17 protein-coding genes are annotated in these 23195 nt (G+C 69.5%); 6 read left to right on the plus strand and 11 right to left on the minus strand.

What is annotated here, in order from left to right; all coding sequences use genetic code 11:
• Positions 1 to 281 precede the first annotated feature (281 nt).
• The 3 genes from OG736_RS32495 to OG736_RS32505 all read left to right on the plus strand — a co-directional run bounded on the left by OG736_RS32495 (position 282) and on the right by OG736_RS32505 (position 5149).
• Positions 282 to 989: a restriction endonuclease gene (locus OG736_RS32495; RefSeq protein ID WP_327185521.1), complete on the plus strand. Its 708-nt coding sequence runs from the start codon at positions 282 to 284 to the stop codon at positions 987 to 989.
• Positions 990 to 1058: 69 nt separating this feature from the next.
• Positions 1059 to 1454 (plus strand): effector-associated constant component EACC1, encoded by a 396-nt coding sequence (locus OG736_RS32500; protein ID WP_327185522.1) that lies wholly within the window; start codon positions 1059 to 1061, stop codon positions 1452 to 1454.
• The gene (locus tag OG736_RS32505) at positions 1451 to 5149 is read left to right on the plus strand and encodes a caspase, EACC1-associated type (protein WP_327185523.1); all 3699 of its coding nucleotides are present in this window, start codon (positions 1451 to 1453) and stop codon (positions 5147 to 5149) included. The genes OG736_RS32500 and OG736_RS32505 overlap by 4 nt, the downstream gene beginning before the upstream one ends.
• Here OG736_RS32505 and OG736_RS32510 read toward each other — a convergent pair.
• The 9 genes from OG736_RS32510 to OG736_RS32550 all read right to left on the minus strand — a co-directional run bounded on the left by OG736_RS32510 (position 5136) and on the right by OG736_RS32550 (position 16949).
• Complete coding sequence (locus OG736_RS32510) at positions 5136 to 7301, minus strand: hypothetical protein (protein WP_327185524.1); 2166 nt, start codon at positions 7299 to 7301, stop codon at positions 5136 to 5138. The genes OG736_RS32505 and OG736_RS32510 overlap by 14 nt on opposite strands.
• Positions 7302 to 7304: 3 nt before the next feature.
• Positions 7305 to 8126, minus strand: a complete 822-nt coding sequence (locus OG736_RS32515) for a hypothetical protein (RefSeq protein WP_327185525.1) — start codon at positions 8124 to 8126, stop codon at positions 7305 to 7307.
• Entirely contained in the window at positions 8123 to 8959 is an 837-nt protein-coding gene (locus tag OG736_RS32520; RefSeq protein ID WP_327185526.1) for a vWA domain-containing protein, read from the minus strand. The genes OG736_RS32515 and OG736_RS32520 overlap by 4 nt, the downstream gene beginning before the upstream one ends.
• A 192-nt stretch (positions 8960 to 9151) precedes the next feature.
• On the minus strand, positions 9152 to 9355 hold the full coding sequence (locus OG736_RS32525; RefSeq protein WP_327185527.1) for a hypothetical protein: 204 nt from the start codon (positions 9353 to 9355) through the stop codon (positions 9152 to 9154).
• A 309-nt stretch (positions 9356 to 9664) separates the two neighbouring features.
• Positions 9665 to 10423, minus strand: coding sequence for a hypothetical protein (locus OG736_RS32530; RefSeq protein WP_327185528.1), 759 nt, complete (start codon positions 10421 to 10423; stop codon positions 9665 to 9667).
• 7 nt (positions 10424 to 10430) lie between these two features.
• Entirely contained in the window at positions 10431 to 15197 is a 4767-nt protein-coding gene (locus OG736_RS32535; protein ID WP_327185529.1) for a putative T7SS-secreted protein, read from the minus strand.
• Positions 15198 to 15199: 2 nt separating this feature from the next.
• Positions 15200 to 15853, minus strand: coding sequence for a hypothetical protein (locus OG736_RS32540; protein ID WP_327185530.1), 654 nt, complete (start codon positions 15851 to 15853; stop codon positions 15200 to 15202).
• The gene (locus tag OG736_RS32545) at positions 15850 to 16266 is read right to left on the minus strand and encodes a hypothetical protein (RefSeq protein ID WP_327185531.1); all 417 of its coding nucleotides are present in this window, start codon (positions 16264 to 16266) and stop codon (positions 15850 to 15852) included. Before OG736_RS32545 ends, OG736_RS32540 begins: the two co-directional genes overlap by 4 nt.
• 188 nt (positions 16267 to 16454) lie before the next feature.
• The gene (locus OG736_RS32550; RefSeq protein ID WP_327185532.1) at positions 16455 to 16949 is read right to left on the minus strand and encodes a MarR family winged helix-turn-helix transcriptional regulator; all 495 of its coding nucleotides are present in this window, start codon (positions 16947 to 16949) and stop codon (positions 16455 to 16457) included.
• Between the two features lie 64 nt (positions 16950 to 17013).
• On the opposite strand from OG736_RS32550, the gene OG736_RS32555 reads away from it, so the two are divergent.
• Positions 17014 to 18285 carry a multidrug effflux MFS transporter gene (locus OG736_RS32555; protein WP_327185533.1) on the plus strand — a complete coding sequence of 424 codons (1272 nt, stop codon included), beginning with the start codon at positions 17014 to 17016 and terminating at the stop codon, positions 18283 to 18285.
• 279 nt (positions 18286 to 18564) lie between these two features.
• Entirely contained in the window at positions 18565 to 19224 is a 660-nt protein-coding gene (locus OG736_RS32560; protein WP_327185534.1) for a TetR/AcrR family transcriptional regulator, read from the plus strand.
• A gap of 111 nt (positions 19225 to 19335) precedes the next feature.
• Here OG736_RS32560 and OG736_RS32565 read toward each other — a convergent pair whose 3' ends face one another.
• A complete protein-coding gene (locus OG736_RS32565; RefSeq protein ID WP_327185535.1) occupies positions 19336 to 20145 on the minus strand; it encodes an LmeA family phospholipid-binding protein in 810 nt (269 codons plus the stop codon).
• A gap of 730 nt (positions 20146 to 20875) precedes the next feature.
• Between OG736_RS32565 and OG736_RS32570 the strand changes: the two genes are divergently transcribed.
• Positions 20876 to 22504, plus strand: coding sequence for an MFS transporter (locus tag OG736_RS32570; protein ID WP_327185536.1), 1629 nt, complete (start codon positions 20876 to 20878; stop codon positions 22502 to 22504).
• Positions 22505 to 22596: 92 nt separating this feature from the next.
• On the opposite strand, the gene OG736_RS32575 is transcribed toward OG736_RS32570, so the two are convergent.
• Positions 22597 to 23166 (minus strand): MarR family winged helix-turn-helix transcriptional regulator, encoded by a 570-nt coding sequence (locus OG736_RS32575; protein WP_327185537.1) that lies wholly within the window; start codon positions 23164 to 23166, stop codon positions 22597 to 22599.
• Positions 23167 to 23195 lie beyond the last annotated feature (29 nt).

Genomic DNA, 23195 nt, shown 5'->3' on the forward strand with positions numbered 1-23195 from the left:
TTGCTTGGTTCGGCCGAAGATGCACTCGCAGGGACGGAGGCTTTCCCGCTACTCATGGAGGCTTGGGTCGGGGAACGGGGGGATCCGATGCTGCTGGTCGTGGCACTGCTGGTGGTCGGCGGTACTGCGTTGGTGTCGCGTTGCGGGGGGCCGACGGGGTACCACAGGCCGTGTCGCCGCACCCGCAGGGGGCTGTTCGCGCGCTGCCGGGACCATGCCTTCACCTTGATAACGATCACTGATTTGGCGGGCCTCGCGCTGTTCGGGCTTGCCTTCGGTATGTGGGCGCTCTTCGGCCCGGCCGCCTGATGCGGCGCAGACGGAGCCAAGGAGGGTGGGCGGCGGTTCCCTGGTGGGCGTGGGGCATCGGAGCTTTCGCCGGGGTCAGCGGTCTGTGGCGGGCCGCCGAACTGTGGCCGGCGTGGACGGGCATCGCGCTGACCGCCGGGGTCGTGGGACTGGGCCTGAAGCCGGGGCGGCTGGCCGTACAGAGATGGACCGACCGCTCGGCGCTCACCGCGGGGCCTGTGCGGTATTCGCTGGCACATCTCGACGCCCTCGACCCCCGTGCGTTCGAGCTGGCGGTCTGTTCCTTGCTGCGCCGGGACGGACTGACCGCGGAGCATGTGGGCAGAGCGGGGGACAAAGGCGCCGACGTACTCGTCGTCGACCGATCGCGACGACGGGTCGTCGTGCAGTGCAAGCGGCTGCGTCCCGACCGAAGGGTCGGGGACCAGGACGTGCAGCGGGTCAACGGAACGTACCGTCACGACCACGGTGCCCACTTCGCGGTGATCGTCACCACCGGAGGTTTCACGGCAGCCGCGAGAGCCAGCGGCCCACGCTACGGGATCCGCCTGGTGGACCGGGACGCGCTGGAGCGGTGGGCGGACCTGGGTGAGCCGCTCTACGGCATTCTGCGGGTTCCGGACGCGGACGCACGACGCAGGCGCTGGGCGCCCGGCTCATGGCGGCGGGACACACACTAGGGTGACGATGCATCAGTAGAAGTTCCAACTCATCTACAGGACAGGCGAGTTGGCGGCATGAGGGGGAACATGTCCGGCGAGACCGAGTCTGCACGGATCCAGGTTTTCGGCGCCGACCCGCGGCATGCGGAGCTCGAAGCGAGAGAACTTCGTGAGGTTCTGCGGGGGCTGGACGGCGCTCAGGTGCGCTTTGCCCCGCCTGAAGCGCCGCACGCCACGCAGGGCGCGAAAGGGTCGGAACTGCTGACCCCGGAAGTTGTGCTCATCCTCACCACGGGCACCCTCGCGCTGGCGAGGACCGCCATCAAGGCGTGGGTCGAGGTGCGCAAGAGCCGCAAGGTGCGAGTCGTGCATGCCGACGGGACGGTCACGGAGTTCCAGGGCGGAGTGTCCGGGCGTGAGGTGAAGGCGCTGCGGGAGGGCCAGGGCGGTAAGCCGAGCACTGGTTCGGGAGACCGACGATGAGCCGCAATCACGCCTTACTCGTCGGCACCGCCGCTTATGAGGACGTGAACTTCCCTGCCCTGCCCTCCGTGCGCGCGGACGTTCACTACCTGAGCCAGGTCCTGGAGATGCCGGCGGTCGGCAGGTACGAGAAGTGTGTACGGGTCGAGGACTCGTCGAAGGCGGCGATCAAGCAGGCCGTCGAAAAGTTTCTCAGGGACCGCGAGCCGGACGAACTGGTCGTGCTGTATATCAGTGGTCACGGGGCCTACGACCGTGAAGACGGTCAGCTCTACTACGTCACCACGGACACCGAGGCCGACCGGCTCCAGCAGACCGCGCTCGAAGCCTCCTACGTGACCGACCAGTTGGAGAAGTGCGCCGCTCGGCGCAAAGTCCTGCTGCTCGACTGCTGTTTCAGCGGCAGCGCGGTGCAGGGCTTTCGCAGCAAGGGAGCTTCGCACTCGGCCACCGCGCCTGTGGTCGAGGCCAGCGGCGTGTATGTCATCACCGCGTCGCAGCACTGGGAGCAAGCCTTCACCACCGATGCGGACCAGCCCTCGCAGTTCACCAGAGCGGTGGTCGAAGGTCTGCACTCGGGGCAGGCGGACCTGGACGGTGACGGGCGCGTCTCGGCGAACGACCTGTTCCGGTACATCAGCCGGGACTTACGGAAAGCGCCTGACGGGCGCCGGCAGACGCCGACCCAGTCGAGTCTTCAGGTGACCGGCGACATCTATCTCGCCGATGCCTCCACCGGACGTCAGATCCCCGCTCTCAAGCCGTTGCCCGCCGGGCTCACCCCGGTCACCGACGGCGCCGGAGGGGTGTCACCGGCACGAGTCAAGGCCACCGAGGCAGTACACGACGACGCCGCCTTCACCGACACCGACTGGGCCGGGCTGCTGACGTACTACCAGCACTGTCTGGAAGCGGAAAACTCCACCGATCAGCTGCTGCCGCTGGTGGGCAGCGATCCGCCGCGCGTCGTCTGGCCGGCAGGGGAGGAAGTTCTGCTCTCCGGCGTGGAGGCCACGGTACAAGCGTCGGAACGCGTCGCGGACCTCGCCGAACGTGCCCACAAGGACGGCGCCGACCTCTGGTACGGATACCCCGTCGCCGTCCTCTACGACGGCAAGCGACAGGTGTGCGCGCCGCTCGCCATGCGTCAGATCGAGGTAGAACGCGGTCCGCAGGGACGCAGCGTGGTGACACCCACAGGGCCGATCGTCCTGCATCCCAAACTCGTTCTCGAGCGGTTGGGCAAGGACGAGGGCAAGGAACTGCTCGCCGCCTACCAGCCCAACTGGCGGCCGGGCTTCCGGGAGGACATGGTCCGCGACCTGCGCAGTCTGTTGCAGGAGCTGCAACTCCCCGACACGGAACACCTCGACCCCGGATCGCTCGGCGACGGCAGCTCGCTGTACGCCGCGCACGAAGGCGCCCGCAATGTGGCGGTCGTCTTCGCCGCGCGCTCGGATTCGGCGGCCACCGCACAGTTGATGAAGGACTACAAGACGTTGCAGAAGAGTGTCGGGCAGTTCGCCGACACCGCGCTCGGGGCGTTCACGGGACATGTGGACTCAGAAGCGGACGAGAGCGCCGAGCAGGGGGTGCAGGTCGTCGCTCCACTGGAACTGAACGAAGGGCAGGAGGCGGTCATCCGGGCAGCCATGGTCCGCAGGCTCACCGTCGCCACCGGACCACCCGGCACCGGGAAGAGCCAGCTCATCGTCAACGCGGTGGCCACCGCCAGAGCGGCCGGCCAGACCGTGCTCGTGGCCTCCACCAACAACAAGGCGGTGGACGAGGTCTGGGAGCGCTGCGAAGCCCTGGCTCCGGGCCTTCTCGTACGTACGGGTAACCAGACAGCCGTCGAGGAGGAACTGCGGTCGCTTGAGCAGTTGACCCGCAGCGTCCGGCCCCACCAGTCATCCCAGATGCACAGGGGGGAACTGCGCAACCGCCTCCGGGATCAGGAGGCACTGCGTCGTCAACTCGCGGAAGTCGCCCATAGGGAGCGGGAACTGGCGGACCTCGGCCGGCTGCGCTTCTCCTACGCCGAACAACACCACGCTGATCCTCACGCGCTCGCTACGGCCCTGGGCGACGATGTGTCCCTCGGCCGGTGGCTGCGCCGGGCTCGTACGGCAGTGCGCCTCGGGTTCTTCGGCGGGTGGCTCCGCAGCCGGTGCCTGCGTGGTCTCGCCACGCTGTCCGCACAGGCCGCAGGGCGATCGGAGTTCGCCGGCCTGGTGTCCTTCGCAGAGGCCGAGGCCGCCTGGCGGCAGAAGAGCACCGAAGCCGACGCGGTAGCGGACGACCAGCAGCTCCTGACGATGCTTCGGGCGGCCGATGGACAGGTCCGGAAGACGGCGGCAGCACTACTGCAAGCCGTGGTGGCGGAGCAGGCGACGACCGCGCGTGCGGCCATCCACGACCGCATCGAAGCCGTGAAGTCACGATCCCCGCGACAGTGGTCGTCCTTGGAGCGGATCCTGCCGCAGGTGTCGTGCTGGGCCGTCACCGCGAGGTCCCCGCGGCGCTTCCGGGACCGGGCCGCCCTCTTCGACCTGGTCATCGTCGACGAGGCGAGCCAATGCTCCACGCCGGACGTGCTCCCCCTGTTCTTTCGCGCACGACGGGCCCTCGTGATCGGTGACCCCATGCAGTTGCAGCACATCACCACACTTCAGCCCCGTCAGGAGGCCGAGGCGCACCGCGGGGCGGGGATGCGGGCGAGCTGGCTCGATGAGCACCGGCTCGAGCACCGCCGCTACTCCTCGTTCCACGCAGCCGCGCACGCAGCAGGCAGGACCCTGCTGCTCGACGAGCACTTCCGTTGCCACCCGGACATCGTCGCCATCTCCAACCGGCACTGTTACGGCGACCGCCTGACCGTCCTCACCGAACCCCGATCGTTGCGACGCCTCGAAGGAGTCGACGCGGTTCAGTGGCTCGATGTCGTAGGAACAGCGCGCAGAGGCGGCAACGGGTCGTGGGTGAACCAGGAGGAGGCGGAGCGCGTCCACCTTTCGGTGGAGCGACTGCTGAAGCGGCTGCCTGAAGGCTCGACGGTAGGGGTCGTCACCCCCTTCCGCGCCCAGAAAGATCTGATCGCCGAGCGCTGGAAGCACGAGTCGCGCGTACGGGTCGGTACGGTGCACACCTTCCAGGGAGGACAGCAGGACGTGATCCTCTTGTCACTCGTCGCAGGCGCGAGAATGCGCCCCAGCGCCGTCAACTGGCTCTGCCGCGAGGTCAACCTCTGGAACGTGGCCGTCACCCGCGCTCGCTCGCATCTCATCGTGTTCGGCGACCGTGACTTCTGGTCAGCCCGTGCGGGGATGCCGCACGCGCTGCTGGAGGCGGCCGAGACCAAGGCAGCGCTGCCTTCGCCCGGCGCCGGATCCGGACAGCAGAACGAGCTTGTCGGCGACCGGTTGCAACTCCTGCTGGCAGACGAGATCTCCGGCGTCATGCTGGACCGGAATGTCACGGCCGACGGATATCCCTGCGACTTCGACGTCCGCCGGGGCACGAGCGTGGCGCAGGTCCAGCTGGACCACGGGGCGTCCGTTGACATGGAGGACGCGCGCCACCTGAGGCTCGCCCTCAGCCACGCAGACCTTCTGCCGAACGGCGTACGACTACCTGCCTGGCACGTGTGGGCCGGCCGGCTCCAACGAGTGACGGGACGGCTCAGCGGCCGGTGAGGGCGAAGCGCAGATACCGGAGTGAGGACAGCGCCCGTGCCGATCGCCTGGCCGCTGCGATCTCCGCCTCGACCGCGGTCAACCGGCTGTGCGGGTCACCGAGTTGTCTGGCGCGCTGGGCGAACTGCTGACGTTGTTGAGAGGCGTGCCGGGCGGCGAGCTGGTCTTCGCCGGAGAGCCTCGCGAGCCCCGATCTCAGCTGCTTCCCCGCTTCCTCACGCGCTGTCCGGACTGTCGTCTCCGTCGCCAGACGCCGACGCGAAAGGTCCGCCTCACGCCGTGCGAAGTCGGCTTCGATGGACTGACGCCTGGCCGCGGGCAGGCTTGACGGTGCACGGGAGGAGACACGGTCATACTGCCTTGCCCGCCACGCGTCCAAGGTTCTGGCGCGGGCCTCACCGATACCTTTGATGTCGAGCCTGCGTCCGTCGGCCGTATTGATCAGCCCCGTGACGTTGTTGTACCGGCCACCGGCACTGACCAGGGTGATGCCGGTGAAGTCCGCCGCAGTCCGGACCCCGTGCGCGGCGAGCGTCTGGACGAGCGACGGCCCGATGCCGGTCAACTCCTTCGCATGCAGGCGGGCTTTGCCCAGTGCGCCGTCGATGAACACCTTGCGGTGGCTCGTCAGGGCACGGTCCAGAGCCGTTCGGCGTTCGCCTGCGAGGGAGGCGATGCTTCTGTCGATGGCCTGCTGGTCCTGGACCTTCTTCTTCTCCGCCGTCTTGACGGCCTTCTCATGGGAACGCTCGAGCTTCGTCTGCGCGGCCGTGAGCCGACTTCTTCGGGCGGTCTCCGATGCGTCGAACTCCTGTCGCTCCCGCTGGAGCTGATCAGCTTCCCTGACGGGGCCGAGCGTGGCGCGCCGCTTCTCCCGGAGCTGACTCAGGTGGGCGCGAAGGATCTTGGTCTCCGGACGAGTGCCACGGGTCGCGCGGGTGGTGAACGCTGTGACGCCCAAAGTTCCGCCGTAGGACAGGGCTGTGACGAGCGGAGTGATCAGCTCGGACAGAGCGAGGGCACTCGGGGTCAACAGGGCCAGCGGCAGCAGGAGCCCGAGCAATACGTCCGCTGAACGGCGGTGGGCGTACCTGCGCGGAAGTGAAGCGGGGGGCGTCGCGGATACGCCCGCATCCGACACGGTGGCGGTGACATGACCGTCGAGCCAATCGGGCCTGCGTCCGGCACCCGTTCGGGGCCCGGGGATGTGAGTGCCGGGTGTGGAAGCGGCCGCCACCGAGAGGCGTGGAACGAGCGACAGCGGTTGCCAGGCCAGGATCTTGATCTGTTCTGCCAGGCCGCGCACCGTGCTGTCGGTGTGACCGAGCAGAGTGCGGAGACGGACGGACCCGGCGGGGTTCTTGAAGTCGTCCTCCGTCAGCAGGAGGTACTCCCCGTCCGGTTCGTGAAGGCGCGTCCACAGGGATGGATCGGCGGCGACGGCGTGCAGGGCGAGATAGATGACCCAGTTCGAGAAGTGGTCGAGGGTGCCGTCGAAGTCGTCGTCTCCTCGGGCCGGCGACTGGTAGTTACGGTGTCCGCGTTCTGTGCTGTGGCGTCCGTCCAGGGCCGGCACGAACATGCCGTCGTAGTCGACCAGCCGAAAGGTACCGTCCTGGGCGACCAGCAGATTTCCGTGCTGCAGATCGCCGTGCGCGATGTCGTGCGCGGCAAGGTCCGTGGTCAGCTGGGCGAACCGCTCGGCGAGTCCCCGCACTGCCGCGCTGTCCGTGTAGTGATGGTCGAGCCAGTTGGAGAGTGTCACGGCCTCCACCCAGTCCATCTTCAGGACCGGGAAGCGTGACCCGTTGACGAGAATGCCGTCCGGCACGTAGTCGAAGCCGATCCGCCACGGCTGCGACAGAGAACCTGGATCGATACCGGAAAGCTTGTTGCTGATCGCCTCGTAACGGTCCTGCTGATCGCGTACGTGAGAGGTGAAACACTTCAAGGCATAACGTCGGCCGGCGGCGGAGGTCAGGGAGAAGACGCTCGCGAACTGTCCGGAGATGGGACGGGGGAGGCCGAGCTTGTTGGTCTGTGGCCTGGCTCCGCGCAGGTCGTGATCCCTGAAGCACACGGCGGTGTTCTGTAAAGCTTCCTGGTACTCCCGGCCCGAAGGAAAGGCCAGTGGCCCCTGCACAGTGCTCACGTCTCACTGCCCTTCGACATCTATGCGTACGACGGCCACGTCGTCGTTGTGGAGTGAGCCTTCCGCGCGTAGTCCCTGTAACCAGTCCGAGAAACGAGGTCCGTCATGAGGGCCCGAGAAATCCGACAGCTCACCCAGAACGCGCGCGTGATCGGTGGCGGACAGGAACCAGTGGGCAAGCGCGTCGGTCATGAGGAGCAGGCGGTCACCGGATTCACAGCTGCCCTCGGCGAAAAGGGTGCGGGCAGAGAGGAGCGCACTGTCGCGATTGAGACTGTTGAAAAGTCTCGGCGTGACGCCGAACTCGCGCGTCTCTTCAACGGGAAAGGATCTGAGTATCTTTCCGTCCCGAACGTGAAAGAGGCAGCTGTCGCCCAACGCGGCACAGCGCCAATGCCAGCTGCCCCCTGCCACGGGGTCCATACGAAACATCAGCAACGTGGCGGACGCTCCGGCTGTGAGTTTTGCTTCCTCGTACCACTTCAGTGGATTCCCCTGCGCGACGCGTGCCGCAATGTACTCTTCGAGCCACGGTTCCCAGAGCGAGACGGCGTTCTGAGTGAACGACTCAAAAGAAGGCCCCCTGCGGAAGACGTGCTCGTCCTCCCAGGCGTGTTGGGCGGCGGATCGGGCCAACAAGTGTGCCCAGTCCCTGGCCAGCACGCTCTCTGTCGCCCCGTCGGACATGCCCACGGTCAGTGGGACATCGACCAGTTCGTCGAACCGTGAAGCTGGGACGACGTGGGCGGCATCTTCGCACTCGGCTGCCGTGCTGCCGTTCTTGGGCGCGAGAAGCCGAGTGAGGTAAAGGCCGCTCGAAGTCACCGGAGTTCGGTGGCGCGGGTGCCGATGTCGAGGAACTGGACCACCGACGTGACGTCCGCGTTGTAGACGAAGCCGCGAGTGTTCTCACTCACGCGTTGCCCCTGGGAAGCGGCATAGGAACGCATGTGCGTGGGCAAGGGGCTCGACATGGAGAACAGCGCGCGAGCGTAGTCGTCCGGCAGGTCGGCATCCGAGTCGGGGAACGCGCTGGGAGCGCCGCCGGCCGCGGAGACGTGCAGGTTGAAGAGGAGCACAGAGCCGTCGGCTGTCGCGTGCGCGGTGATCGCGGCCGCCGAGGCGGCGGGATCACCGTCGGTCGACTCTCCGTCAGTCAGATTGAGAACGATGGGCGGAAAGCTGCCGGGGTAGCGCTCGGTCCAGCCCGCCACCAGGGTTTCGGCGTACTTGAGCGCACGGTTCATCGGAGTTCCGCCCTGCGCGACAGGATCCATCCAGAGCGGAAATTGCACCGAAGTCTCGACCAGCCCTCCGGCACCGTCCGACACCTTCTTCGCCCGGGTCTCGATTCTCGCGGGTGCGTCGGCGACCTCGCTCAGAGGTACCAAGTCGCGCCCGGTGAGTTCTCCTTGAAATGCGGATCCAACGGAACTTCCATAACCGATCACGGCGATGTGAAAATAGTCGCGTACGCCTTCTTCTTTTGCGCACTTGACGGACAGCTCAGTCAGTAACCGATTGATGGCATCCGCCACCACATCGGCTTTTCTCGTGGGGTCGTCACCACCGATCGGATCGGTCATGGAGGTGGACTGGTCGACCAGGAAAATGAAGCAGGTCGGACTGGTGCGGCTGATCTCGGCTGTGTAGGGCATGCCGGTGTGGCCCCTTCCCCCGTTGTTGTGAAGGGCTTCGCCGGGTGTTGGCGGGCAACCTGCCGGACCTGTCCTTCCTGACCAGGGGCACACTATCGGTCCTGGCGCAGGCAACGCAGGAGAACAGAGGCGTTGATCCGTCCACTCAACGACCATTTTGCGCTTTCGCCGACGATTTTCAGCCAGCGGCTGTTAAGGCGTCACGTCGGATGAATGTGATTTCCGCAGGGCCATCCAGTCTTCGGCGAGGACTGCCCGGAGCATGGCGAGGATCTCGTCGGCCGTCGCGAAGGTGAGCTTCTCTACGAACTCACGGGCCGCTTCGTTGACCTGACGTGTGTCGGCGCCGTCGATCGCCTGGCTGAGGCTCCTGGCCGCGGGGGTCGGATCGTGCATCTCTCGCTTCTCTCAAAGGATCTCTCGCCGGGGGTCTGGACGGCACGGGCGCCGAGAGCCCAGCCCCTGACAGTCGATGGCGGTCGAGCCCGGCGGTGTTCCGGGCAGCCGGTGCGCTGCTGGCCGCGGACCCGGTCGCTACGGCTACACGTCCGAGACGATCGCTTGCTCGATCCGCCCGGTCCGGTGTGGGCTCGGACGTAACCGTGGCCGGGGTTGAAGTGCCCCTGGCCGTCGCCCACCATTCTGGAGCGATGGGGGACCTGCCCCTCGCCCTCGGAGGTGTACTCGCCGATGGGCGGACCTTCGTCACCCGTTCCCGTAGTCCTCGACCAACGTGGCGATCAGCGCGAGCAGCGCGTCCGCCCGGTGTCGGTCCTCGCGTTGGTTGCGCAGGGACTCGTCGGCGGCCCGGAGGCGGGCCAGGGCGCGTGGTTCGCCGTCCATCACGTCGTCGATCAGCGGGGTGGTGATCAGGTCCAGGCATTCGGTGAGCAGGCGGCGGGTGGCGGGCGAGGGCGGGTCGGGGTCAGGGGCGGCGAATCCAGAGGTCAAGTACCGGACCGGGTCGGTCAGGCTCCAGCCGACGACCGCGCCCTGCTGGACGAGGAGCGCCACGTCGGGGGCGATGCCGATGCGGGCTTCCAGAGGCTCGTCGAGGACGTCGAGGTCGCGCAGACAGGTCAGCACGGTATCGCCGGGGGCGCGGCACAGCACCGTGCACATCTCGTGCCGGAAGTTCTTGACCTCGTTCGCGCGGAGCCCGCCCGGGCGTACCGCGGGCGTGGCGGGAAGGCGGACGCGGTCCTCGGCCGACGCGGACTCTTCCGGCATCTGGAACTCAGCCCCGACCAGCTGTCGGCCGGTCGGGTCGAAGCGGAAGATGTCGGGGTCGTCCCACAGCCAGTCCTGGCTGCCGAACGTGTCCGCGAGGAACTTCTCCCTTTCCACCCTGTCGGCGTAGGGGGAAACGATCACGAAAGTGCCCAGGAGCCGGGGGACGAGGGGGAGCGGTTCGTCCGTAACGGTCGCGCACCAGTCGCCGTCGAACTTCAGTTTCGTCGTCATCACTGCCTCATCTGATCCGCACTGCCGGAGGCTGGAAGCCGTCCTTGGCGGGAATCCTGCCTGTCACGATGGCCTCGTCGGTCACCGGCGCACCAGGGTCCGTGGGTTTGCCGCCGAGCGCCTCGGCTCCGGAGCCGCCCTTGATGCCCGACGGCCCGTACGCCGTGATGGCCTGGCCCTGGGTGTTGCCGGGCCCGTCGATCACGACGATGTCGTCGCCCTGTCGGAAGGTGAATGTCCCGGCCTGGCCCGTCGAGTGGTACACGGCGTCCGGGTTCTTCAGGATCTCGATAACCCGTTCGTCGCTGAAGGCGTGCCGGGTGTCGCCGTGGTAGTCGAAACGCTTCTTCAACTCTGCGTTGTTCGCCCTGTCGACGACGCCGTCCACGATCTTGTCGATCCGCTTCTGGGCCCGCTCCTCCTTCGTGTACTTGGGCATGAGACCCAGCGGGTCGCACCCGCTGTGCGGGTTGTCCACGTACGCGAGGGGGTTCGGGGCGGGAGCCAGGCCGAGAGGGTCCGGCGAGGTGTAGCGGCCGGTCTCGGGGTCGTAGTGGCGGAAACAGTTGTGGTGGAGGCCGGTCTCGGGGTCGTAGTACTGGCCGGGGAAGCGGAGCGGGGTGTAGGCACTGCTGTCCCGGGACCAGGCCGTGGTGCCCCAGAGCGTGCTCCGGGTGCGCCAGGCGATGCCGCCCGTCTCGTCGATGAGTTCGGTCGGTGTCCCGACGAGGTCCGTGGCGATGGCGAAGAACCGCCGGTCGATCTCCTCCTGGCGGTCGTCGGCCGTGAGGATCCGCTCGGTCTGGGCCAGGGGGACGACATCACGGTGGTCCCAGGTGAGGGCGACCGTGTTCGGTGAGTCCGGCCGGTGGCTCGTCTGTTCGCACAGGGTCAGGCCGTCCCAGGTGAACCGGACCTCCTCGACGACGCTCTCGCCGTCGGCCGCCAGGCGCTGTTTCGCGGTGCGGCGGCCGAGGGGGTCGAAGCGGTACCTCCACCGGGTTCCGTCGGGGGTCGTGACGGAGGTGAGGCGGTTCTCCGCGTCCCACGTGTAGCGCCAGGTGTCCGGCTTGCGGGAGAGGCGGGTCTTCTGCCGCAGGACGACCCGGCCGAGGGCGTCGTACTCGAAGCGGACGTCTCCGGCGCGGGTGAGGGTGGTGCCCGTGTAGGCGCGCGATCCGGTGGCCTCGTGGCCGGGGTGGCCGGAGGGCCAGGACGCCGAGGTCTGGTTGCCGGCGTCGTCGTAGGCGTACCGCTCCGTCCATCCCTGGGCGTGGACGGCGGTGACTCGGCCCACGCGGTCGAGATCGAAGGTGCGGGAGCCCGACAGCCGGTCCACCACGGAGGTCAGTTGACCATCGGCGCGGTAGGAGTAGGCGCGGCTGTTGACGTCGCGGCCCCCGGCGCTGATCTGCTGCGTGGCGAGCCGTCCGGCTTCGTCCCAGGCGGAGGTCATGGTGATCGCGTCGCCGAAGACGCGGGCGAGCTCCCGGCCGGCGGCGTCGTGCGTGAAGTCGATCCGGAGACCGCCGCTGGTCAGGTGGTGGGGCAGTCCATCGGCGCCGTAGGAGTAGGAGGTGACGTGACCGGTGGGGGTGGTGCGGCGCGTGCGCCGGCCCAGGACGTCGTAGGCGTACAGGACGGCGCGGCCGTCGACGAGTTCCGCCTTGGTGAGTCCGCGACGGTCGTACCGGTAGCGCAGTTCACCGTCCGGTCCGGCCGCCTCCAGCAGGCGCCCGGCCCGGTCGTAGGCGTAGGTCGTCACCCGGCCGTCGACGTCCTTGGTGACCACCTGGCCGAGTCGGTCGCGCTCGAACGAGATGGTCCCGCCGAGCGCGTCGACGCGGGCGGCCAGTCGGCCCGCCGCGTCCATCCGGTAGGTGAGGGTGCGGCCGTCGAAGTCTGTCTCGGAGACGATGTTGTCGGCGGCGTCGTACTCGTAGGTCCAGGCCAGCCCCTGCGGGTTCGTGACGCGGGTGAGGCGCAGCCCGGCGTCGTGCTCGAACTCGTAACGCGCGCCGTCGGGTCGGACACGGGCGGCCGGCAGGTCGAAGTGGGTGTACTCGAAGCGGGTGACGCCACCGGACGGGTCGGTGCGGGTGAGCAGGTTGCCCTCGCCGTCGTGGGTCCACGACTCGGTGGAGCCGTCGGGACCGGTGCGCCGGGCGAGTTGCCCGTCGGCGTCCCACTCCAGGCGGGTGACGCCGCCCAGCGGATCGGTGACGCGGACCGGCCTGCCGAGGGCGTCCCGCTCCGTGCGGGTGAGGGCGCCGACCGGGTCGGTCACCTCCACGGGCAGCCCCGCCGCGTCACACACCACGTGTGTCGTGGATCCGAGAGGGTCCGTGATCGAGGTGAGCCGGCCGGTGTGGTCGTACGTGTAGCGGGTGGTGGCGCCGGACTGGTCGGTGACCGCCGTGCGGTTGCCGCGTTCGTCGTACGCGTGGACCATGCGTGTGCCGTCGGGGCCGATGACCTCCACCGGCAGGCCGAACGGCCCGCGCACCGTGCGCAGTTCGCTGCCGTCAGGGCGGACGGCGGAGACGACCCGGCCCTCCTCGTCGTAGGCGAAGGCGGTGGTGAGGCCCAGCGGGTCGGTGCGGGTCACGAGGTTGCCGCTCGTGTCGTGGTGGAACCGCGTGGTGTGGCCGAGCGGGTCGGTGGTGGCCAGGACGTGACAGCCGGGGCCGATCAGATGCCGGGTGGCCCGGCCGTCGGCGGTGGTCAGGACCGTCGTGCGGTGACCGGTCTCGGCCTCCGGTTCGGTGTAGGTCAGGGTGATCTGGACGTGACCCGCCTCGCCGCCCTCCGCCACGATGCGGTCGCGGTCGTCGTAGACGTAGTCGTAGCGGCTTGCGTTGGAGTCGATCCAGGCGATGACGCGGCGGCGGTCGTCGTAGAGGAAGGTGGTGACGGCGCCCGACGGCTTGGTGACCGTGGTGAGGTCGCGGTCCTGGTAGCCGTAGCGCATCAGCGGCAGATCCGCCCCGTCCTCGCCCGCGCCGGCCAGGGACAGGCCGGTGACCAGGCCGTCGGCGACGGACAGGTTCACCCGGTGCCCCGCCGAGTGGACCAGGGTCAGCGGCAGCCCGTCCTCACCGCGGTCGACTTCGACGGCGTGGCCGTTGCGTTCGGTGATGCCCGACAGCCAGGCCACGCCGTCGCCTCCTGGTCCGCCGCCGGACGGGGCGGTGAAGTGGAAGGTCAGGCCGCTGTCGAGGGCGGTGACCGTGTAGCCGCCGTCGGTGTCGCGGGCCAGCAGCGTGCGGGCCCGGCCCGCCTCCGGCCGGGTGGGCGAGCCCGGGACCGGGTGCGGGTACGGCACCAGAAGTCCCTCGGCGGTGACGTGGACGACGCCGATCGCGTCGATCTCCAGACGCTCGTCGACGGTGGACGTCCAGGCGGGCCCCAGGAAGCGGCCGGTCGCGGTGCCGGACTCGGTGCGGCGGGTGAAGACCAGCGGCAGGATGCCGGGGATCTCGAGGTCGGTCTGGGGCAGGAACATCCTGCCCGAGGCGAGGTCCACCGGGTCCGTGCCCTCGGCGGGGCGCTCCCCGTCCGGTCGGCTGTGGGTCCCGTCCGGGGCGTCGTCGATCAGGCGGCGCAGCCGCGCGGCGTCGGCGGCCTCCTCGGCGATGCGCACGCCCTTCACCGCGGCGCCGCCGCCCCCGGTGGCCACGGTCAGCGCGATGTCGGGCAGCAGCCGGCCGAAGCCCTCGGCCGGGTCCTTCATGAAGTCGCCGATCATCTGCTTGCCGGTGCCGACCGGGTCGTTGGCGGCCACCACCAGGCCCGCGGCCAGGCTGTTGAGGGACGTGGCGTACTCGGCCGGGTGCGTGATGTTGTACGGGTCCATGGGGTTGACGCTGCGGACGAAGTTCAGCAGCCCCGCCGTGCCCTTGATGACTCCGCCGCCGACGTGGTCGCCCATGAGCTGCAGCTCCTGCATCCCGTCGCCCAACTGCTCGGCGTAGGACGGCTTCTGCGGAGCCATGTCGCGGGCGGCGCGGACCGCCGTGCGCGCGGTCTCCGCCGCCGAGTTGCGCTGCTTGCGGGCCTCGGTGAGGAGATCCTGAGCGTCCTGCATCAGCTTCTTGCCGGGATCGTCGAACGTCGCCGCGGGCTTCGGCGGCAGCGAGGCCGGGTCGCGTTTGTCCGCGGGTTGGGCGTTGTAGCGATCGACGGCGCCGTTGTAGTCGTCGACCTTCTTGCGGTGGGTGTCGGCGGCGTCCTCGGATGCCTTGACGCCCTCCTTCCACTTGTCGATCGCCGTCTGCGCCTGTCCCTGCGCCCAGGTGACCGTGCCGGCGAACGCCTCCAGCGCGCCGACCGCCTTCGCGCAGGCGTCGGCGGCGGTGTACCACTTGGGCGGCTGGGTGCTCACCGCCGTGCGCAGCGCCTCGGCCGTCTCCCCCTTGAGCCGGGACGAGTCGAGGCCCTTGAGCCCGTCGCCGGCGTTGTCGAAGGCCGACTGGAAGGCGCGGAGCTTCGTGGCGGTGGAGGTGATCTCGCTCGGGCTGCCGTAGATCAGCTTGGTCTTGTCCTCGGTCTGCCCGAGGTCCATCTCGTCGACCTCGGCGCCCAACCGGTTGGCGACCGAACGGGACTGCTCGCGCACCCAGTCCGCGCCGGACTCCCACCCGACGTCCTCCAACCGGTCGGCGGTCCAGTTGCCCGCGTCCTCGACCCGGTTGCCCACCCACTCGACGCCGTCCTCGACCGCGTCCTCGACCGAGTCGGGCGTGATGTCACTGATGAAGTCGCCGATGCCCACCGTCAGTTCCCCCCGGACTCACCCTGCTGCTCCTGCTGGGCGCGTTCCTCCGGCGACGGGCCGAAGGTGTCGTCCAGCGCCTGGTTCCACTGGTCGTCGGAGATATCGAGAGCGTCGTTGAGCACGTGTGACTGCTGACCGCCGTGGCCCTCGGTGAGAACGGTGCGGCCGGTGTCCTTCCAGGTCTGCTCCATGTCCTGACCGGCCTTGTCGAACGACTCGGCACTCCAGTCCGGGTTCAGGTAGTCCGGCGTGAAGATGTCGCCCCAGTTCTGCTGGGCGATCTCCTCCTCACTGGCGTGCGGGTTCCCGCCGAACAGGGAGTTGGCGCCCACCTTGAGCGTGGCCGCGACGTACTGGTCGTGCTCCCACTGGGTGCCCGCTGCCAGGCCGAGGCGGTTCGCGAGCGCACTGGCGTCGTGCACCAAGGCGCGCACGCCCCACTCCCAACGCTCGCAGAAGTCCTCGAAGTCGACCGCGAGGCCGTGGTGCCCGGCCTCCATCCCGGTCATCGCCAACTCCGAGAAACCCTTTCCCATCACCGATCCGGTGGCGCCGCCGAGGTCGCCGAGCTGGTCGATGGTCGCGCCCACACCCTGGGTGAACTTGGCGACGGATGCCTTGTCGAGCCGCAGGTCCGGTCCGTCACCGCTCATGACCGCGGCCCCTCTCCCACCGCGCCGGAGTCGACGGCGGCCGCGTCCGGCACGATGCCGACGACCGGCGGGAAGAACATCGACCCGTCCTCGGTGGCGATGTCGACGGCGAGACCGGCGGGCTCGCCCAGGGCGGGCACGATCTCGTCGACGATGCGCGCGCCCAGCAGCGCCGCGTAGTCCATGGGCTGGTCACCGCGCGTGTGGCGCAGGGCGAACCGGGCCAGGGCGGCCTCGTCGGTGAACCCGCAGATCCATCGCACCCCGCCCGAACGCACCGACCACAGACCTCCGTCGGCCATCGGCACCAGGAGCACCGAGCGTCGCATCTCGCCGACCAGAGCACGCGGGTCGTCGCCTCCGCCTCTCCGCTCGGCGATGCGTTCGACGAGCGACGCCTTCGGCTGCTGCACGGTTCCTCCCCGGTCGTAGGTGACTGATGGCACCGTAGAGCAGGACGCGCGCGAAGAAGCGGGCGGTTCTGGTGAGGCCCGCCCCGTCCGACAGGCGCCTCCCTAGGGCGGGATCCTGTCGCACAGCCGACTTCCGACCTACGCCGTCAGCCCGGCTCGGCTCGGCCACCACTGGGCCGAACCCGGGTTCAGCCGTGGCGTCCCTGCCCCTCCATCGACTCGACCAGTCGGCCCAACGCCCTGAGGACCCAGTCCCGGTCGTCTCCCAGTCCTGCCAACAGATCCACCTCTGCGGCGAGTTGGCGGGGGAAGAGGTCGTCGACGGCCTTGGCGCCCGACTCGGTGATGGTGAGCAGGGCGGCGCGGCGGTCGGCGGGGTTGGGGGTGCGGGTGATGAAGCCGCGTTTCTCCAGTTTGGCGAGGGTCTTGCTGACGCCCGCGCGGGAGAGGCCGAGGCGTTCGGCGAGGCTGCGGGCGATGACCGGCTCGGTGGCGTGCCGCAGGGGGATGAGCGTGTCGACCTCGGGGGCGGTGAGCGGGGCGCCCGCGTAGAGGGGTTCGACGGCGCGGTCGAGCAGGCCGGTGGCGCGCTTGAGCAGGCCGACCACTTCCATGGGGGAGGTGTCGAGGCCCGGATTGTGCGCGGCCCACTGGGCGCGGACGTCGGCGGGGGAGGTGGGCATGCGGCTCGCCTTCTGACCTGCTCGCTATTTGTTAGCTAGTGAACTATTGGTTATCTTTAATTTCATGGTACCTCCGTCATCCTCCCGTGCCGCCGCTTTGCCGACCGCCGGTGTCCCCGCCCCAGGGGAGCGTTCGGCCGTCGGCCTTGTCGCCGTCCTCGGTGCCCTGACGGCGGTCGCCCCGCTCGCGACCGACATGTACGTGCCCGGCTTCCCGGCCATGGGGGACACGCTCGGGGCGAGCAGTTCGGCCGTGCAGCTGACGATGACCGCCTTCCTGGCCGGGCTGGTCGTCGGGCAGTTGCTGATCGGGCCGCTCAGCGACGGGCTCGGGCGGCGCCGACTGCTGATATCCGGGTCGGTCGGGTTCGTCCTCTTCTCCCTGGTGTGCGCCGTCGCCCCGAACGTCGGTCTGCTGACCGGCGCCCGCTTTCTCCAGGGCGTGGCCGGCGCGGCGGGCATGGTGCTGGCCCGGGCCGTGCTCACCGACCGCTTCCACGGTGCCGAACTGCCGCGCCACTTCGCGGTGCTCTCCCAGGTGATGGGCGTGGCGCCGATCGCCGCGCCGGTGCTCGGCGGGGTGATCCTTAGTGTGTCCACCTGGCGTGCGGTGTTCGCCGTGCTGGCCGTTCTGGGCGGACTGCTGCTCTTCGCCGTGGTGCGCCGGGTGCCGGAGTCCCTGCCGCCCGACCGGCGTCAGAGCGGCGGCTTCGTGAACACGTTCCGTGCCATGGGAACGCTGCTCGGCCGCCGGGCGTTCATGGGATACGTCCTGGTCGTCGCCTTCGTCGCGGCGGCCCTGTTCACCTATATCAGTGGTTCCAGCTTCGTCTTCGAGAACCTCCACGGCGTCTCCTCGACGACGTACTCCCTCATCTTCGCCACCAACGCGGTCGGCATGCTGCTCGCCGGCACGGTCTTCTCCCGGCTCGCCGGACGGGGCGTGCGGCTGAACACCCTGCTCACGGCCGGTGTCGGCGTGGTGCTGGTGGGCGCGCTGGCGCAGGTTCTGCTGGTCCTGTCCGTGGGGGAGAGCCTCGTGGGCACGTGGGTCACGTTGTTCGTGACCGCGAGCGGCATCGGGCTGGTCTTTCCGGGCGGCATGAGCATCGGACAGGCAGTGGGTCGGATGGCGCCGGGAGCGGCGTCCGCGCTGCTGGGCGGCCTCCAGTTCCTCTTCGGGGCGCTCGCCTCGCCGCTGGTGGGGCTGTTCGGGGAGGACAGCTCCCTGCCGATGGCCCTCATCATGCTGGTTGCCGCCACGGGGGCTGGACTCGCCCTTGTCGGGCTGGCCCGGCCGTGGCAGGGACACGGGGAACCGGCCGCCTCGGTCTGACGCGGTTGTCGGCGTGGCAGTGCCGGCGGTGTGTCGGTGCCGGTGCTGTCGGTGCGATGCCGCCCGTCGGTGTGACGGTGTTGTCGTCCGACGTCGTGTCGGTGTGACGGTGTCGTCGGTCTGGCGCTGTTCTTGGTGAGGCGCTGCCCTCGTTTCGCGGCGCAGCCGGGGCGCACCCAGGTCACACCCGGGGTGCATCCGAGTCGCCCCCGCGGCGGAGATCGGCCACAATGGGCGCCCGTCGTCCGTTCGTCCGCACCGAACCACCCGAGGTTTCCCGTGACCCACTCCGTGGCCCGCGAGCCGCAGCGGCGTAATTCGCGGTCCAACCGGGCGCGCATTCTGGCCACGGCCCGGCAGGAGCTCGGCCGGAACCCGGACGTCACCCTGGAGGAGATCGCGCGGGCCTCCGGCGTCGTACGGCGGACGCTCTTCGGTCACTTTCCCGGGCGGGCGGCATTGTTGGAGGCGCTCGCGGAGGAGGCTTCCGAGGCCTTGCGCGGCGCGCTGGCGGTCGCGACGGCCCCGCAGGACCCGGCCGAGCGGGCGCTCGCGCACTTCGTGCACACGATCTGGCCGGTGGGCGACCGCTACCGGCTGCTCCTGGCACTGGCCCGGCGTGACCTGGGCGACGAGCGCGTCGCCGAGATCCTCACCCCCGCCCGCGACGAGGTCACCGCCATCCTGGCGCGCGGGCAGCGCGACGGTGTCTTCCACACGCAGCTGCCGCCCGCCGTGCTGAGCGCGGGGCTCGAGGCGATGCAGGTCGCGCTGCTGGAGGAGGTCAACACCGGGGCGTTGGAGGACGACGGGACCCGGACGGCCGTCGTGACGCTCGTCGCGGCGGGGGTGCCGGAGGAACGGGCCCGGGCTGTGGTCGGCGAGGTTGCGGCGGCGGCACCGGCGGCAGCGGCAGCGGGTGCTGAGTCGGGGGCCTGAGGTGTCCGGATCGCCGTAGTTCTCAGTCCCTCAGTTAGCTCCCCGGTTCCCCGGTTCCCCGGTTCCCCAGTTCCCCCAGTTCCCGGTTCTCCCCACCTCTCCGTTCTGCGCTCACAGGTCCTGGTCCTGGTCCTGGTCCTGGTCCTGGTCCGACGGTGCTTCTTCCGGTCGGAAGGTGACCAACCTTCCCGTGAACCGGGCATCGAGGCCGGTGGCGGTGGTGGTCACGGAGCGCAGGCTCAGGCCGTCGGGGATGTTCCGCAGCTGGATCGGCTGCTCGAAGACCCGGTCGAGCAACGCTTCCCCGGCCCCGGGCAGCGTGCCGCCGTCGACCTGGAAGTCGTCGAACGCGATCCGGTTGCCGGACGCCGCGGAGACGGTCGTGGTCACAGTGACCCGTCCTCCGCCGAGAGGCAGCAGGATGTCCGCGCTGATCCGGCCCGGCCCCTTGCCCTGGGACACCTCCAGACCGAGGGCCTCGGACAGGTCCGGGTAGGACAGGAGGGCGGTCGCCGTCGCCGAACGGGCCCGCGCCTCGCTGCCGTCGTCGGACCTGGTCAGCCCGTCCAGCTGTAGGTCGAGTTCGGACAACGGCAGCGGGCGGGCGGACCCGTCGGCGGGAATGTCGTGGGCGGTGATGTCCACCCGCCGCAGGGTGCCGGAGGCCACCTGCGTCAGGACGGGGAACCCGCGCACGTGGACCTCGGGCCGCGATGTGGTGTCCATGCCTTCCTGGAACGCCTCCGCCGTTCGCGACTCCACCCGTGCCGTCACGAGCCGGTCGACCGTGACGGGGACCAGGATCAGCGTGAGCAGGGCGGCGATGGCGACGGTGGTGGCGGCCGGTCGTCGCCTGCGTCGGATGCGGGGTGCTTCGGTCGTGTCGTAGGACGCGCCGGTCTCGTACGTGGGCTGGTACATCAACTCTCCTTCTTGGAAGGCGGTTCCGTCTGCCGGGCGGGCCGCGGGTGGCGGACGGTCGAGGCCTCGGTGCCGCCGTCGACGTCCGCGGCGATCAAGGGGGAGGCCGCGGAGCGGGTGCCTCGTCCGTCCGGTCTCCGGTGTCGACGGTGGTAGGGGGGCCGGTACGGGACGGCCATGTCCCGTGCGGTGGCGAGGAGTTCGCCGAGCCGGGCGGCTTCGAGGTCCTGAGCCCGATGAATGAGAGGCGGTGAACGAGACCGGTGAACGAGACCGGTGAACGAGCCCGGTGAACGAGACCGGTGAACGAGCCCGATGGGTGAGCCCGTTGAGCGTGCGAAAGCGGTCGTTCACCGTGCACAGGGTGAGGGCTGGGCGGGCCAGGGCACTCGTGGCGTCGGCGATCCCGGCGACGATCCCGGCGCGGCCAGCGATCCGGGTGTCGGGGCCAGGGGTTCGGTCCCGTCGGCCGTTTCCCTGGCGCGGGCGATGGGTGCGGGCGGATCGGGGGTGGCGCGTGAGGAGGTGTGGAGTTGCGGTTCGTGTGGGGGAGGTCGGCCGGTCACATCGCCTCCTCGCGGCTCAGGACTCGGGACTCGGGACTAGGGCTCGGGCTAGGGCTCAGGGTCGGGGCTCGGAGCAGCGGGCCATCGGCATATTTGCACACTGGTGGGCAATAAACTAGCCTGCACATCAGCGGGCAATTAACTCGTCCTCTTAGGAGCCCCCCATGCCCTTCCCCGTCAACACACCCGTCGAGAAGATGACCGGGCCGTACGCCAAGCGCTGGTCGGCGCTGATCGTGCTCTGCCTGAGCCTGTTGATCGTGGTCATGGCGAACACCTCGCTGATCGTGGCCGCGCCGGACATGACCACGGATCTGGGCCTGAGCAGCAGTGACCTCCAGTGGGTCATCGACGGCTACACCGTCCCCTATGCGGCGTTGATGCTCGTGCTGGGGTCGATCGGCGACAAGTACAGCCGCCGTGGCGCGCTCGTCACCGGGCTGTTGGTCTTCGCGGGCGGTTCGGTGATGGGCAGCCTGGTGGACCGGACCGAGCTGGTCATCACGGCCCGCGCGATCATGGGTGTCGGTGCCGCGGTCGTCATGCCGGCCACGCTGTCGCTGCTGGTCGCGATCTTCCCGCGCCGTGAGCGTGCCAAGGCCATCACGGCCTGGACGGCCACCTCGGGGCTGGCCATCGCCGTCGGTCCGCTGGTCGCGGGCTGGCTGCTTCAGGACCACGCGTGGGGCTCGACCTTCCTGATCAACGTCCCCATCGCGGTCATCGCCGTGTTCGGCGCGCTCGCGCTGGTCCCGCCGTCCAAGGCGGCGGGCATGGGCCGGATCGACTACGTCGGTGGACTGCTTTCGATCGTCTCCGTCGGCTCGCTGGTGTACGCGACCATCGAGGGCCCGCACTTCGGCTGGGGCACCGGTCCGATCGCCGCGGCCGTGGTCGCCGGGGTCGGTCTGGTGGGGTTCGTGGCCTGGGAGCTGCGTCATCCGCATCCGATGCTGGACGTCCGCAGGTTCCGGCTGCGGCCCTTCAGCGGTTCGATGCTGGCGGTGCTGTTCTTCTTCTTCGGCACCTTCGGCGCGATCTACTACTCCACCCAGTTCCTCCAGTTCGTACTGGACTACGACGCGCTGGAGACCGGTGTACGCCTGCTGCCGCTGGCCGGTGCGGTCTTCGTCGGCGCCGCGGTGACCGGGCGGCTGACCCCGAAGCTGGGCGTGCGGGCGATGGTCGTGTCCGGCATGGTGATCGGCACCGCGGGCGTCTTCCTGCTCACCCGGGTCGACACGGGTTCGACGTACGCGGACTTCCTCGCGCCGATGATGATGCTGGGCTTCGCGATCGGCCTGAGCGTGTCCCCGGCCACCGACACGATCATGGGTTCGTTCCCGGAGAGTGAGCTGGGTGTCGGCGGCGGCGCCAACGACACCGCGCTGGAGCTCGGCGGTTCGCTCGGCATCGCGATCCTCGGCTCGCTCCTCGGCACCGCCTACCGCGACGAGCTGACCGACCTGGTCGGCGGCAACCTTCCGGCCGCCGCGCTGGAGACCGCCAAGGACTCGGTGGGCGGTGGCCTGGCGGTCGCCGAGCAGGTCGCGAAGGACCCCGCAGGCGGGGCGCAGCAGGCGCAGGCCCTGGTCGAGGCGGTGCACGAGGCCTTCGCGCACGGTGTCGCCCAGACCAGCCTGGTCGGCGGGATCATCATGGCCGCCGGCACGCTGATCGTCTTCGCGGTCCTGCCCGGCCGTAAGGCCTCAGCGGACGCGGAGGTGTCGGAGGCGTCGGAGGTGTCGGAGGAGGCCGCGTCCGCGGAGGAGTACTCGGACGCTTCCCGGTAGGACGGCCCACCCTGCTGCCCTGCTGCCCGCTGGCCCCGCCCTGCCGTGGTGTTCCTCGGAACCCCGCCGGTGGGGCGTCCGGCGTCCGGACTTCAGTCGGAGACGGTGGAGTGCGCCGACGCCGACTCGGCCGCCGACTCTGGCTCGGGCGCCGGCTCCGGAGCCGTGGCTGTAGCCGTGGCAGTCTTCGGTATCAGCCCGCTCATCGCGGCGCACTGCTCGGGGCCCATGACATGGGCCAGCGCCCCCGTCACCGTCTCGGCCAGGGCGCCGGACGCCTCCCGGAGCATGCCCCGGGCCTTGTCGGTGAGGGCCACCTCCACGCCGCGCTTGTCGCCGCAGACCGACTTGCGGGTCACGAGGCCGGCGTGCTGAAGGCAGGCGATCTGATAGGTCAGCCGCGTCTTGGGTCGCCCCAGCAGCTCCGCGATGCGGGTCATGCGGAGGCCTTCCCGGGGCTGTTCCGCCAGCAGGCACAGGACCAGGAACTCGTCGTGCGACACGTCGAGCCGCTCCTTGACCACCGAGCGCAGCCGCTGTTCCACCGCTCCGGTCGCGGCCAGCAGGAGCATCCAGCCACGCAGTTCGGCCGGCAGCAGGCCGGTGCCCTGCGCGGACGGGCATGAGGGCAGGTCGGTGGGGTGCTCAGCGGGGTCTGCCATAGCTACGAGTGTATCTGTGGTCCAAATTT

Source organism: Streptomyces sp. NBC_01334 (genome assembly GCF_035983595.1).
Taxonomy (GTDB): domain Bacteria; phylum Actinomycetota; class Actinomycetes; order Streptomycetales; family Streptomycetaceae; genus Streptomyces; species Streptomyces coriariae.